General features: G+C 51.5%; 8 protein-coding genes. All 8 read right to left on the bottom strand.

All coding sequences use genetic code 11. The features are described 5' to 3' along the window. Positions 1 to 14: 14 nt before the first annotated feature. Positions 15 to 1,385, bottom strand: a complete 1,371-nt coding sequence (gene rlmD, locus H8S80_RS04950) for a 23S rRNA (uracil(1939)-C(5))-methyltransferase RlmD (protein WP_117630400.1) — start codon at positions 1,383 to 1,385, stop codon at positions 15 to 17. A gap of 306 nt (positions 1,386 to 1,691) precedes the next feature. Beyond that, positions 1,692 to 1,985: a hypothetical protein gene (locus H8S80_RS04945; RefSeq protein ID WP_002600022.1), complete on the bottom strand. Its 294-nt coding sequence runs from the start codon at positions 1,983 to 1,985 to the stop codon at positions 1,692 to 1,694. Positions 1,986 to 2,171: 186 nt separating this feature from the next. After that, positions 2,172 to 4,550: an ATP-dependent helicase gene (locus tag H8S80_RS04940; RefSeq protein WP_117630399.1), complete on the bottom strand. Its 2,379-nt coding sequence runs from the start codon at positions 4,548 to 4,550 to the stop codon at positions 2,172 to 2,174. Positions 4,551 to 4,575: 25 nt separating this feature from the next. Continuing rightward, positions 4,576 to 5,442: a patatin-like phospholipase family protein gene (locus H8S80_RS04935; protein ID WP_002600024.1), complete on the bottom strand. Its 867-nt coding sequence runs from the start codon at positions 5,440 to 5,442 to the stop codon at positions 4,576 to 4,578. 112 nt (positions 5,443 to 5,554) lie between these two features. After that, entirely contained in the window at positions 5,555 to 7,330 is a 1,776-nt protein-coding gene (locus H8S80_RS04930; RefSeq protein ID WP_117630398.1) for an ABC transporter ATP-binding protein, read from the bottom strand. Continuing rightward, a complete protein-coding gene (locus H8S80_RS04925) occupies positions 7,321 to 9,048 on the bottom strand; it encodes an ABC transporter ATP-binding protein (protein WP_117630397.1) in 1,728 nt (575 codons plus the stop codon). The genes H8S80_RS04930 and H8S80_RS04925 overlap by 10 nt, the downstream gene beginning before the upstream one ends. Before the next feature lie 410 nt (positions 9,049 to 9,458). After that, positions 9,459 to 10,406 (bottom strand): DUF5688 family protein, encoded by a 948-nt coding sequence (locus H8S80_RS04920; protein WP_025532201.1) that lies wholly within the window; start codon positions 10,404 to 10,406, stop codon positions 9,459 to 9,461. Positions 10,407 to 10,839: 433 nt separating this feature from the next. Beyond that, positions 10,840 to 13,977 (bottom strand): beta-galactosidase, LacZ type, encoded by a 3,138-nt coding sequence (gene lacZ / locus H8S80_RS04915; protein ID WP_117630396.1) that lies wholly within the window; start codon positions 13,975 to 13,977, stop codon positions 10,840 to 10,842. Positions 13,978 to 14,007: the final 30 nt, after the last annotated feature.

The raw sequence follows: 14,007 nt of genomic DNA, 5'->3' as shown, positions 1-14,007 counted from the left end.
TTGTGGTTTTTCCTCTATTTTTCCTCTTCATCCACAAGTGACATCCGACAACACACTTCGACATTCCCCGTCCCCGGAAACATATCCACCGCACACACCTTCTCCACCTGATACCCTCTCTCCTGAAACACGACCAGATCCCTCACCAGGCTCGTAGGCTTACAAGAAATATACACAATCCTCTTCACTCCATAGTCGATGATCTTCCCCAGCGCCTTCGGATGGATTCCGTCTCTCGGCGGGTCAAGAATAATCAAATCCGGTTTTTCACCGATATCATCGATTACCTTCAAAACGTCTCCTGCGATAAACTCGCAGTTATCCAGCCCGTTCATCCTCGCATTCTCCTTCGCGGCCTCCACGGCTTCTTCCACGATCTCCACTCCGACCACCTTTTTGGCGACCGGCGCGATCATCTGAGCGATGGTGCCCGTCCCGCTGTATAAGTCGAACACGACCATATCCTTCGTATCGCCGACATAGCTTCTTGCTTTATCGTACAGCACCTCGGCCCCCAGCGAATTCGTCTGGAAGAAGGAAAACGGAGATATCTTAAACTTTAACCCCAGAAGCTCCTCATAGAAATAGTCCTGTCCATACAGAATATCGGTCCTGTCATTCTTCACCGCATCGGACAGACTGTCATTCCACGTATGAAGAATACCAACGATCCGGCCGCTTAACGGAAGGGAAAGCAGCAGCTTTGCAAATGGCTTCAAATCCGGATCCTCCTGGCTCGTCGTCACTAAATCCACCAGAATCTCGCCTGTCTTAACCGCGCGGCGCACCAGAAGATGGCGTAAATAACCCGTATGCTGCATCTTTTTATAAAATCCAAGCCCCAGCTTCTCAAAATACTCTTTGGAGGCCTTTAAAATCTCACAAAAATCCGGATTCACGATCTGACACTCTGTGGTAGTCACCACATCATAAAAGCTTCCGCGCCGGTGCATCCCCAGTGCCATCGGACCGTCCTTAAACTCATCGCCGAATGAGAACTCCATCTTATTGCGGTATCCGCCGGACTGCGGACTTCCCAGAATCCCCTCAAACTCATAGGAATCACAGACGCTGTCCAGCAGGCTCTTGACCTGCTTTTCCTTTATCTCCAGCTGCTTCTCGTAAGGGATCGTCTGGTAAATACATCCGCCGCAGGCGCCGAAATGGACACACGGCTTTTCCGCGGTCTCCAGAGGTGACTTTTCCACCACCTCCACGATCTTTCCTTCCAGCCGTCCGCCCCGCTTCTTCGTAATCATCACGGACACCTTCTGTCCCGGAAGTGCGTGCTTCACTGTAATCTTTCCGGATTCCGTTACCAGTGTCCCTTTATCCGGAAAATCGAATTTCTCTATAGTACCTTCATATATCTCGCCTTTTTTCACGTCATCTGCTCCTGTTCTCGTATATTCCCGCAAGCAACGAGCCAATCATCCAACATCGTTCCTCACTGCCCTCATTCCCCACCACTCTCACTCGTCTCCACTCTTCACTCCCCACCACTCTTCACTCCCCACCGCTCTTCATTCCCCACCACTCTTCGTCCCTCACCACTCTCACTCCCCACCACTCTTCATTCCCCACCGCTCTTCATTCCCCACCACTCTTCGTCCCTCACCGCTCCCGCCCCGACAGCGTCAAAAAGCGTGTCTCAATCGCTGAGGCACGCTTCTTTTTTCTAAATGTCCTTCTTACTGTTCAGAACCCTCGCCCGGTGTATCGTCTTCGAAGAAATCATCATCGAAATCATCGTCGAAATCATCTTCAAAATCCTCTAAATAATCCGGTGTGAAGAAACGGTAAACCGCATACGCAATGCCGGCGACTGCCGCTACAGCACCAATGATGGCAAGTATCCATAGAATACAGTTTTTCTTCTTTTCGTCTTCTTCTCTCTTGTGCAGCAACTCGTTCAGTCTGCTTGAATTCACGAGTTCCTCTACTCTGTTCATAGCTTCTTTGCTCATCGTATCGAATCTGTTCATATCATCCACGTCCTTTCTGAGAGCCTATTCCATAAAAAATATGCGGCAGAAACGAAATCTTTCTGTCTGTCGTTCTTATTATACCATCATCTTTATGCTTTTACTATCTTTTTTGCTTTTTTTTATTTATTTCAGTTTTTATCCGTAACGGTTCAGATGGCTCACCTACTTGACCGGAAAAGCTGATCAGATCGGTTTCAGCTTCGCAAAGGACGCGAACATCTTCTTGATCCCCGCCTTGTCAAAACAGACGGTTACCTCGTAGTCTTTTCCGCCATCCTTGATCTCCACCACGTTTCCCTCGCCGAACTTTACATGGCGGACACGGTCGCCTTCCTTATAATCCAGAGCGCCTGATTTCTCTACGGTAAATGCCTTGCCAAATGCCGGTTTCTGAACCGGTGACGCAGTCTTTGACGCATAGGCATTGCTGCCCGGCCCGAAGCTGCTGACACCCGCGGCCTTATTTCCCCAGGTCGTCGGTCTCTGGCCGCCGGAAGCACCGCCTCCGTTACCCGTACCACCGCTTCCGGAACTGCCCCAGGAGCTGCCGCCTCTGGCATTTCCGCCGCCCTGGCCCCAGGGCAGGTCGCTGTCGTCAAAGTCCGAAGATTTCCGGAACGGGGACAGCCTCGGTTCCAGCTTATCGCATTCCAGCAAATCGGCCGGAATCTCTTCGACGAACCGGCTGGTCTTGGAGTAACGGGTCTCCCCGTTGATCATTCGCTGTTTAGCCCCCGTCAGCATCAGGAAATCCTGCGCCCTGGTAATTCCAACGTAGCAGAGACGCCGCTCTTCCTCGATCTCCTCCTTGTCATCCGAGGAGATCGACATCATACTCGGGAACAGTCCATCCTCCATACCACTTAAATACACCCGCGGAAACTCCAGTCCTTTTGCACTATGTAAGGTCATCAGCGTCACCCTGTTTTCCGAATCATCCATCCGGTCCACATCCGCGACCAATGCAACCTCCTCCAGGAACTCGGAGAGTGTTCCCTCGTCGTGCTCCCGCTCAAAACTGACCGCTTTATTGATCAACTCCTCAATATTCTCTAAACGTGTCTGATACTCGATCTCGCCTTCCGCTTCCAGCTCTTTCTGGTATCCCGACTCATCCAGTACATCCTCAATCAGCTCCCGGATCGAGTAGTCCTCATAACGGATCCTCTCCCTGAAATCCTCGATCAGCGCCGTAAATTTGAGAATCTTATCCGCAGCCTTTCCAAGCCCCGGAACCGCCTGGGCACGGCAAAATGCGTCATAGATACTGAAATCGTGCTCCGATGCAAATGCCTGGACCTTTCCCACGCTGGTGCCGCCGATCCCCCTCTTCGGAACATTGATAATACGAAGGGCCGACAGATCGTCCCTTCCGTTGTCAATCGTCTTCAAATAGGCCAGAATGTCCTTGATTTCCTTACGCTGATAGAAGTTTACACCTCCCACCATGCGGTACGGCACATTGCGCTGAAGACATTTTTCCTCAATCAGACGGGACTGGGCATTGGTCCGGTAAAGAACCGCACAGTCCTGATAGCCGCATTCGCTGTTCTGAATATCGCGCACGATAGCGTCTGCTTCCTCCGCTGCTGTCTCAAACTGCTTATACTGCACCAGAGGCCCTTCCTCGTTAGCCGTCCACAGCGTCTTGGACTTTCTCCCCCGGTTGTGGCGGATCACCTCGTTGGCCGCATTTAGGATATTCTGGCTGGACCGGTAATTCTGTTCCAGCTTAATCACCGAAGCCCCCGGATACGACTTCTCAAAGTTCAAAATATTACCGATATTGGCTCCCCGGAACTTGTAGATGGACTGGTCATCATCACCTACCACACAAAGATTTCTGTACTTACCGGCCAGCAGACTCACCAGCTTAAACTGTGCAGTATTCGTATCCTGATACTCGTCCACCATGATATATTTAAAACGCTCCTGGTAATAATCCAGGACCTCCGGATTATTCTGAAACAGCTCCACCGTCTTCATGATCAGATCATCGAAATCCAGCGCATTATTCTTCTTAAGCTGGCTCTGATACTCCTTATAAATCTGAGCCACCTTCTTCTGACGGAAATCGCCTCCCGCATTCAGTTCAAACTCCGCAGCCGTCACCAGTTCATTCTTAGCTGTCGATATAAAGCCCAGCATAGCCCTGTCTTTATAAAGCTTCGGATCGATCTCCAGCGTCTTTAACACCTGCCGCATCAGAGTCCTCTGGTCATCTGAATCATAAATAGTAAAATTCGTCGTATATCCAAGGCTCTCAATATGGCGTCTTAAGATTCTTACGCAGGAGGAGTGGAACGTACTCACCCAGATGCTCTCTGCTCCGAATCCCACGATCTTATCCACACGCTCTCTCATCTCTCCGGCCGCTTTATTGGTAAAGGTAATCGCCAGGATATTCCACGGATTTACCCCCTTCTCCTCGATCAAATAGGCGATTCGATGGGTCAGCACCCTGGTTTTTCCCGAGCCGGCTCCAGCCAGCACAAGAAGCGGTCCTTCCGTATGGAATACCGCTTCTCTCTGTACTTCATTCAATGTATCGTAAATGCTCATAAACGTGTACCGTCATTTCCTTTCGTCAACCTGTTATTTCGATTCCCAGATATTTTTTGATATCCTCAAGCTGTTCCGTCGCAAGACGGCGCCCGTCTTCGTAGAGTGCTTCCAGCTTCTTTCTGTCCTGTTCCGTTCTCGACACGGTCACCGGTTTGTCGGGACGGATCACGTAGATTCTGCCCGCCTTTTCCAGTTCATCGATCTCTTCCTGCATCCGGTTGTACCGTTCCGGTGCCTCCTCCAGAGCCTTCAAAAGCCGGGGCAGCGGTTTAAAATACCGTTCATACGCCCGTCTCGTCCATTTATCCACAGGCTTTTTCCTGTAGCCCCGATTCCTGGTCAGTATGACAATCACCTTTTCATATCCCTCATCGATAGCTCTCTGATAGGCGATCGGCATAGAACAGCCGCCGTCCAGATATTTCTTCCCTCCCACGTCGATCATACGCGACATAATAGGAAGGCTGCTGGATGCCTTCACCGCCTCTATGAAATTCTCACACTCCCCTTTTCCGAAATATTCCGGTTTTCCTGTCTTACAGCGGGTAGCAACCACCTCAAACCGCTGCTTCGATGCCTCAAAAGCCTCAAAATCAAATGGAATCAGCGTCTCGCTCAATTCCCCAAACAGAAAATCAAAGTTAAAGATCGAACGGTTTTTCACCATACTGCGAAAGCTCATAAACCGTTTATCATTTACATAGTCTAAATCCACCCGGATCGTTCTTCCGATCTGTTTGCTGATATAGCTCATTCCGCACATGGATCCCGCAGAAACGCCATTCACATAGGACATCTCGATCCCCTGTTCCATAAATACATCCAGCACGCCTGCCGAAAATACTCCTCGCAGAGAACCTCCTTCCAGTACTAATGCTCCTTCTGTCATGTCATTCACCTCGCATCCTATTTTATTGCATTTCCCCCCGCGGGTCAATCCCTTTATGAAAAAGCAAGCCAATATCTCCATTTCCAGACCTTCCGCACTTTACAAAACCAGCCTACAGAAACTGGCTCTGATACAGCTGATAATAAGCCCCTCTCTTCTCCATCAGCTCCTCATGGCTTCCTGCCTCCATGATATTGCCCTGGTCGATGACGAAAATCCGGTCGGCCTTTCTTATAGTAGAAAGGCGATGGGCAATGACGAAGGACGTACGCCCTTTTAAGAGCGCCTCAATGCCCTTCTGCACCAGCAGCTCCGTGTGAGTGTCGATGCTGGAGGTGGCCTCATCAAGAATCAGGATGCCCGGCTTCGACAGCATGGTTCTGGCAAATGCCAGCAGCTGCCGCTGGCCGATGGAGAGCCGCGCTCCCCTCTCACTGATCTCGGTGTCATAGCCGTGCTCCAGCTTCATGATGAAGTCATGGGCGTTCACCGCCTTGGCGGCTTCGATCATTTCCTCGTCCGTGGCATCCAGGCGGCCGTATTTAATGTTATATTTAATGGTTCCGGAAAACAGGAAATTGTCCTGTGTCATGATCCCCATCTGGCTTCTCAGACTCTTCAGCGTCACCTTCCTGATATCGTAGCCGTCAATCAGTACCCGCCCGTCTGTCGCCTCGTAAAAACGGCTAAGCAGGTTCACAATCGTCGTCTTGCCCGCTCCCGTGGGGCCTACCAGCGCGATGGTCTCCCCCTGGCGTATATGGAAGTTTACATCCTTAAGGATCATGCGTTCCGGCTCATCATCATACGCGAAGGAAACGTGTTCAAAATCCACTGTCCCCTCAATATCCGGCAGTTCCTCCGCTCCCTCACAGTCACGGATTCCCGCTTCCGTATCGATGATGTCGAAAATACGCTCCGCCGCCGATATGTTGGTTGTCAGCTTATTATAAAAATTGGCAAGGTTCCGGATCGGACTCCAGAACATGGCAATATAGGTAGAAAACGCGAGAAATGTACCGATGCCGACCTCGCCCACACCGATGATGCGGATGCCGATAAAATACAGCAGAAATCCGCCGAGCCCCCAGGTGATCTCCACCACCGGGCCGAATCCGTCCGCCACAACAACGGCGTCGATAAATGCCTGGTAATGCTGCTTAACCAGATCGTAAAACACGGCTCTCGTCTCCCGCTCCGCCGCAAAGCTCTGAATCACCCGGATACCGGAAAGATCCTCATGCACGTAGGCATTTAAATTGGAAGTCTTTTTTCTGTAGATCTGCCACCGCTTATGGGCCGTCGTCTCAATGACCAGCATTCCCACCACCAGAATCGGGAGGGTCAGCAAGGCCGCCATGGCCAGCCGGTAGTTCTTAATCAGCATGATGACCGCGACGCAGACCACGGTAATTAAGTCCGGAATCAGCTGAGTCACGCTGTCTGACAGCACATCCTTTAAGGAATTCACATCGCCGATAATTCTGGCCAGTATTTTTCCGGTGGGACGGCTGTCGAAAAATCCGAAGCTCAGCGTCTGAATATGGCGGTACAGCTCATCTCTGATATTTAGAAGGACCTGGTTTGACACGTCCGACATGATATACATACGAATCTTGGTCCCCGCCAGGAAAAAGAGAAACATGACCACGGCCAGAGCCCCCAGCTTCAGAAGTCCCTTCACATCTCCGGACGCCACACAGACGTTGATGGCATACTCCATCATAATGGGCGTCGCCATGCTGATGGCAATGGTTCCGGCCATTATGAGAAGCACTACCGATATTTGCTTTTTATAGACCAGAAGGTACTTAAACAACCGGATGAGCGTATCCTTTTTCAGTACTTCCTTCTGTTCTTCGTCGATTCTGCTTGTATTTACTGACATGACTGCTCCTCCTCTCCATACTGTACCTGATAAGTCCTGTAATACTGCCCCTTTTTCGCCATCAGCTCCTCGTGGGTGCCGCGTTCTATGATTCTTCCGCCTTCCAGAATCAGAATTTCATCCGCATGGCGGACGGCAGAAATCCGGTGGGCGATGATGATCTTGGAACTGTCCTTCTGCATCTTTAAGCGGCGCTCAATCTCCTTCTCTGTCTCCATATCGAGTGCCGACGTGGAGTCATCGAGAATCAGAAGCGGCGTTCTCTTTGCGATCGCCCTGGCAATACTGATTCTCTGCTTCTGGCCGCCGGAAAGTCCGACGCCCCGCTCTCCAATCACGGTATCGTACTTTTCTCCCAGATTCATAATGAAATCATGGGCCTCCGCGCAGATGGACGCTTCCTCCACGCTCTCCCACTCGGTTGCGTCCCGGTTTCCAGTCTTAATATTGTCCGTGATCGTGTCGGAGAACAGGAATACATCCTGCATAACCACCGTGGTCTGGCTCCTTAAAAGGGTCAGCGGCAGCTTCCGGATATCGATGCCATCCAGCAGAACTTCCCCGTTTGTCACGTCGTAGAATCTCTGGGTTAAATTGACGATGGAGGTCTTTCCGGAACCGGTCACCCCCATGATTCCAAGCGTCTTTCCCTTCGGCAGGGTAAAATCGATGTCTGTCAGAATCCTCGAACCGTATAAATCAAAATCCACATGCTTGAACTGAAGCTCTCCCTCGATCTTTTCAGGAACCACAGGCGCCTCCGGTTCCTTGATGTCCGGCTTCTGGGCCATGATCCGTTTGATCTTCTTATTGGAAGCCATGGCCGCAGCAAAATCATTGCTGAGCCATCCAACCATCTCCATCGGCCAGATAATATTGTTGGCGTACTCCGAAAATGCGCCCAGTTCTCCGATGGTGATCCGTTTCTGAATTACCATGATGCCGCCGGCTACGATGATCGCCATCAGCATCACCTTTGAAAGAAAGGAGACGTTAGGCTGATACTTTACGATCAGCTTTGCCTGCTCCATATTTAAATCGTAATACCGCTTGTTGTGGCGTTTGAACCGGTCAATCTCGTAATCTTCTCTTGCAAACGCCTTCACGGTCCGCACGCCCGCTAAATTTTCCTGGGCCACGGTATTGAGCTCCGCCGTCTGCTCACTGATCTTGTCGTAGACCTGGCCGAGACCATTCTCCATCTTTAAGCCGTACCAGGCGATTACCGGCATAACGAGCAGCGGAATCACCGTCAGCACCGGGCTTAAGCGAAACATGCAGGTCATGATAATCACCGTGTGAATGGTACATTCGATGATCAGCATTCCGACAAATCCCATGGCATTCCAGATTCGGTCCACATCGTCCTTGACACGCGCCATCAGCTCACCGGTGTTATGGCTGTCGAAATATCCCATGGACAGCGTCTGGATATGGTCGAAAAGATCCTTTCTCAAGCTGCTCCCGATCCCCGACGCCGAATAATCAAAGATGAATTCCTTCATGTACTGGAAAATGGCTCTTCCAAGGCCGATTCCCAGAAGCCCCAGCAGCAGGCGCATAAGCATCTCCATCTTGCCGCCGACGATGACATCGTCAATGATGTGTCTCGTAATCTGTGGCGACGCCGCATCCAGCAGAATGCTCACTACCATGGCCGCTATGGCCACCACATACAGGATCCCGTACTTCTTTACATACTTCCCTAAATTCCTCATGTTGCTCCCCCTTTGTCTATACTGTGCCATATCAAGTCAATCGCAGCCCTGAAACGTGTTAAAAACTGTCCGGTCTGCGAATTACCGCGAAAAACAGGAAAAAGCCGTCAAAAACAGCAAATTGCGGCTTTTGACGGCTTTCCACCATAAAAATAACCGCAGTCCAGTTCAGACTGCGGCATAGTTAATCAAATTCAGATAGCAAACTGACTTCCATACGAAATAATGGCTGATCAGAGACCGAATTCTTTCCTGAGGCAGACTGACTGATTGTTATTGTTTATAATTCCACTGCTAATTGTACGAGATTTCATATTTCTGCCTCCTTTTCCTTTATTCGGTAATCTAGATACTAGAATACTGCCACTTTTCTGTTCTGTCAAGCACTTTCTGTTTTTCATGATCAGCTCTCAATATTCCAGTACAACTTCGATCCTGTCTTTCCCGCGGTTGTAATAGTAAACCTTCCCAGACAAAAAGTCGTCATCCGACGGCATCTCCCTGTTGAGATCCTTTAAACTCTCCCGTATCGTCTCCGGATACACCTTTTCACAGTTATGGATCGCTGCCTCGTGCATGCTGGTAAACGCGATGTACAAATCGTTCCCCATCATTTCTCCCAGCCGCTTCGCCACGCCAGGCAGAAAGATGGCCACCGCTCCGTTGATCTGGCTCTTAGTCGTGACGAATGTAGCGCAGGCGCCGCCATCCATCCGGACGCCGCTATCCCGTTCCATAAAAATACCGTAGTCCTCATCCTCAAACCGTTCGACGTCCAGCCAGTTGAAGAGACGCGGCGGAAACAGCCTGTATGTATTCTCCATGGCGTCCTTCATCACCTGTTCCCGGCTCCTGTTCCATCCGTCAAATACCACCTTCGGCACCATGGAGCTCGTGTAAAGTCCGCTGAAATTCCCGATGCTCACATAGAGGGTCAGCGCAATATCGCCCGTCATCTCGCAAACGCCTTCTTTCAGCTTCTCCGCATTCTTCTCATAGTTCAGAGGGCGGATGACCAGATACTCCCGGATGGACTCATAGTCCTCCATATGCCCCAGCGGACTGCTCTTCTCAATCTCCCTGCAACGTTCCAGACAGTCGGAAGCCTCTGACAGCAGCTCCTCCATGGTTTTCCCCAGCCGGAAATCCTGGTAGATCTCCGCCATATGGAACCGCTGGATATGGATCCCGGGACCGTCCCCTCTCAACTCCACCACCAGCAAATCCTCCGGTTCTTCTTCCTCACCGTCTTTTTGCAGCGTAACCTTCGCGCCCCACTCCTCTGTCATCAGAATCAGAAACGCCTGAAACTGCTCCACAAACTCCAAATACTCTTTTCTTTCTCTCTCTTTTTTCATCGTGCATTGCCTTCTCTTTCTTAAATTTCCTGTAATCATGAGAATTTCATGGATTAAAGGATTTGTAAGGGAATTTAAAAATGCCCGGCATTTCGTGGAAATACGCGCAGCCCTCCACCATCAGGAATGCGGGAAAACGCGCAACCGTATGATTCTATCTTTTATTATACGTTTTAAGCGTGAAAATTACAATACTGGAAACAGATTGCCGAACCGGCAGAACAGAATCAGAACTTCAGAATGATATTATTATAAACCGGAACTCCGGCTCTGTCAATGGCAACCGGCTCCTGCGCCCCTATATTTTTCTTGCAGTTCACAGCCCTGTCAGCCCCTGAACTGCAGCCCGTTTTCGACAGGCTTCGTCATATCAGACGGCCGGCGCGTTCCCCGCGGCCGGCCGTCTGTCACTGCTATCTAATCTCTCTCAATTCTAATCTCTCCCAATTACAAAGCTGAAAGTAATGTCGTGTTCACCGCTTACGCAGTATTCCGGATAAACCGGCGCGCCCCAGCTGTCATCTCCGCCGACGCCCCGCATGGCCGCCAGGATCGTTACGACCGTATACCGCGGCTGCGGCAGTTCCTCCACGTGAGCGGCATGCTCCAGCTCCTCCGCCGTATAAGGAAGAACCGATCCTTCAAAAGGACGTCCCTGCGCGGTAAACCGAATGCTGTGTCCCGCTCCATCCGTCACCTTCATCCATCGGATTCCGGTGCGGTTTCCGCATTCCTGCGGAACGAGATAGCGCGATACGCTGTCCGCCGCCGTATCCTTAAAGATTCCGAGGCGTGCGCCTGCGTTTCTGTCACGGTAATTCTCCTCCGGTCCCCGGCCGTACCACTCGAAATCACCGCCCGTTCCGCTGATGCGGAATCTCATGCCGAACAGCGGCAGCTCCGGCAGTCCTTCGCGTCCGAAGTAGTGAGCCGTGGTTTTAATCCGGCCTTCTCTGTCCACCTCGTAAACGACCTCCGTCTCAGTCTCAGGAACCGTTGGCAGGCGGTAGGTATAGGCGACACGAACGCTGTCTTCCCCTTCTTCCACCACGCAGGTTTTGCTGTCGTAAAGCGGAAAGCTTCCGGCGCCGTACCAGGCGGCGCTGGATACGGAGAATTTATTGCCTCTGTCGTTATCCGTAGTCGCTCTCCAGTACACAGGCATGGGAATCTTCCCAATCCACTCCCGGCCATCATAGACGAGGGATACAATGCCGCCCTCCTGCTTCGAGAATATTATGTGGAAGCCATTTCCCTTCACGCCAATATTTACATCACCGTGAATAACAGTGAACGGAAGGCGGTCGTTATCAGTGTGATACTCTTCAACGAAGTTCTTGCCAACACAAGTCTCACCAACACGGTCCGCACCAGCTCCGCCCGCACTAGCACCGCCAGTACCAGCACCAGCAGCGCCAGCATCAGCACCGACAGTTCCAATCACCCGGCAGCTTTCCCCGAAAGCCGTCTCATACCCGGCATCAGCCCACAGCTCCGTTTTCTTTTTCACCGCGGACACCTGATACACATACTCTCCCGGCTCTGTAAATGCAGGAGCCGGCACGCTCACATACTCCCGCTCTCCCGGATTTACCCGGGCACAGAATCTCTCCGTATGGACGGGTTCGCCATTCCTTAAAGCAAGCCAGATGAATTCTAAGTCGGAAGTGTCGGTAAACAGTCTCCTGTTTTCGATCTCCACACCGCAGGCATCCGGAATCAGCCTCAGATCCTGATAGAGGTACTTCACTTCCTGCGCCTTCGGCGAAATGGTTCTGTCCGCGTAGACGATTCCATTGCCGCAGAAATTATAATCAGTCGGCCGGTCGTCAAAGTCCCCGCCGTAGGCCATATGCAGGACGCCGTCCTCGTCGGCCTTCATCAGAGCCTGATCCACATAATCCCAGATGAAACCGCCCTGATACATGGGATACCGGTCCTCCAGCGAGGTGTATTTCTCCATGCCGCCCAGAGAATTGCCCATGGCGTGCATATACTCACACAGGATAAACGGCTTCTCCGGTTCCTGGTTTAAATACTCCTCCACCTCCGCGGGCTTTGCGTACATGCGGCTCTCCATATCGCTGGTCTCATTGAATTCCCGGTTCCAGAAGACGCCCTCATAGTGAACCAGTCTGGACGGATCCCTCTCCTTGAAATACTTCGACATGGCGAGGATATCTTCGCCCGCGTACGATTCATTTCCACAGGACCAGATCAGTACGGACGCGTGATTCTTATCCCGCTCCAGCATGGACTTTGCGCGGTCCACCACGCATTCCTTCCACTCCGGAAGGCTTCCCGGCACGTTCCAGGAAGGTTCGCAGGCCCCCATCTTCTGCCAGGAGCCATGGCTCTCCAGATTCGCCTCGTCGATCAGATAGATCCCATACTCATCGCAGAGCTCATACCATCTCGACTGGTTGGGATAGTGGCAGGTACGGACCGCATTGATGTTGTGGCGCTTCATGAAACGGATATCCCAGATCATGTCTTCTTCCGTGACGGCGCGTCCTCTTTGCACATCGAACTCATGACGGTTGATTCCGCGGAACACGATTCGTTTCCCGTTTAAGCACATGAGGCGGTCTTTCATCTCAAAGCGGCGGAAACCGAGTTTCTGGGGAACGATCTCCACGATCCCTCCGTTTTCGTCGTACAGAATGACGGTCAGCGTATAGAGATAAGCATCTTCCCCACTCCACAGATGAACCGCCGGCACCCTGCCCGCAAAAAATGTGTTCTCCCCGGCAGGCATGCGTTCCCAGACAGCGGCGGTATTCCCTTCCCGGTCGGTCAGCATGGCCGATACACTGCCCTTCGTGTTTCCTTCCAGCGTTAAATCCACCGTGAGTTCTCCGGTCTTTAAGTCTTCCTGGACGCCTGGGCGGACAAAGATGTCCCGCACATGGCATTCCGGCACCGCGTAAAGATACACATCCCGGAAAATACCGGAGAACCGGAAGAAATCCTGATCCTCGATCCAGCTGGCGCTGCTTCTCTTATAGACCTCCACCGCCAGACGGTTGACCCCATCCTTTACGAAATCCGTGATTTCAAATTCGGAGGGCGTAAAGGAATCCTCGGAATAGCCGGCGAAGCGGCCGTTTACCCATACGTAAAAGGCACTCTCCACCCCCTGAAAGGACAGAAACAGCCTCTTATTCTTCAGGGCCGCGTCCGTCTCAAACTCCTTCACATAGCTTCCAACTGGATTATCATCCCAGTCCACGTGGGGAGGCCGCAGCTCCGAGTGACCCTCCCACGGATACATCGTGTTAATATACTGACATTTTCCATATCCCTGCAGCTCTATATGGCCGGGGACCGTAATTTCTCCAAAATCACCGAGACTTCTCTCAGGCAGATAAAAATCCTTTTTCCGCTGCTCCGGCTTCGGGGCATAGGAAAATTTCCACGTTCCGTTTAGGGACTGACGCAGCTTCATGATGCCGCCGTCCGCCTCCTCCCTGCTCTCATAGAACCGGTGGTCGGAATGCGCCTCCAGACGGTTTACCGCAAACACCTCCGGATTTTCAAGCCAGGCTAAATCGGCATGATACTGATCCATAAGTACATCCTCCTTTTTCACGTCTATTAT

Source organism: Hungatella sp. L36 (assembly GCF_014288035.1).
Note: the sequence above shows the minus strand (reverse complement) of the source record. Positions and strands in the feature narration are given on the sequence as shown.

Excerpts from the sequence above, each read along its gene's own strand:
- H8S80_RS04945 (WP_002600022.1), bottom strand. The coding sequence starts at position 1,985 with ATGAACAGATTCGATACGATGAGCAAAGAAGCTATGAACAGAGTAGAG.
- H8S80_RS04940 (WP_117630399.1), bottom strand. The coding sequence starts at position 4,550 with ATGAGCATTTACGATACATTGAATGAAGTACAGAGAGAAGCGGTATTC.
- H8S80_RS04935 (WP_002600024.1), bottom strand. The coding sequence starts at position 5,442 with ATGACAGAAGGAGCATTAGTACTGGAAGGAGGTTCTCTGCGAGGAGTA.
- H8S80_RS04930 (WP_117630398.1), bottom strand. The coding sequence starts at position 7,330 with ATGTCAGTAAATACAAGCAGAATCGACGAAGAACAGAAGGAAGTACTG.
- H8S80_RS04925 (WP_117630397.1), bottom strand. The coding sequence starts at position 9,048 with ATGAGGAATTTAGGGAAGTATGTAAAGAAGTACGGGATCCTGTATGTG.
- H8S80_RS04920 (WP_025532201.1), bottom strand. The coding sequence starts at position 10,406 with ATGAAAAAAGAGAGAGAAAGAAAAGAGTATTTGGAGTTTGTGGAGCAG.
- lacZ (WP_117630396.1), bottom strand. The coding sequence starts at position 13,977 with ATGGATCAGTATCATGCCGATTTAGCCTGGCTTGAAAATCCGGAGGTG.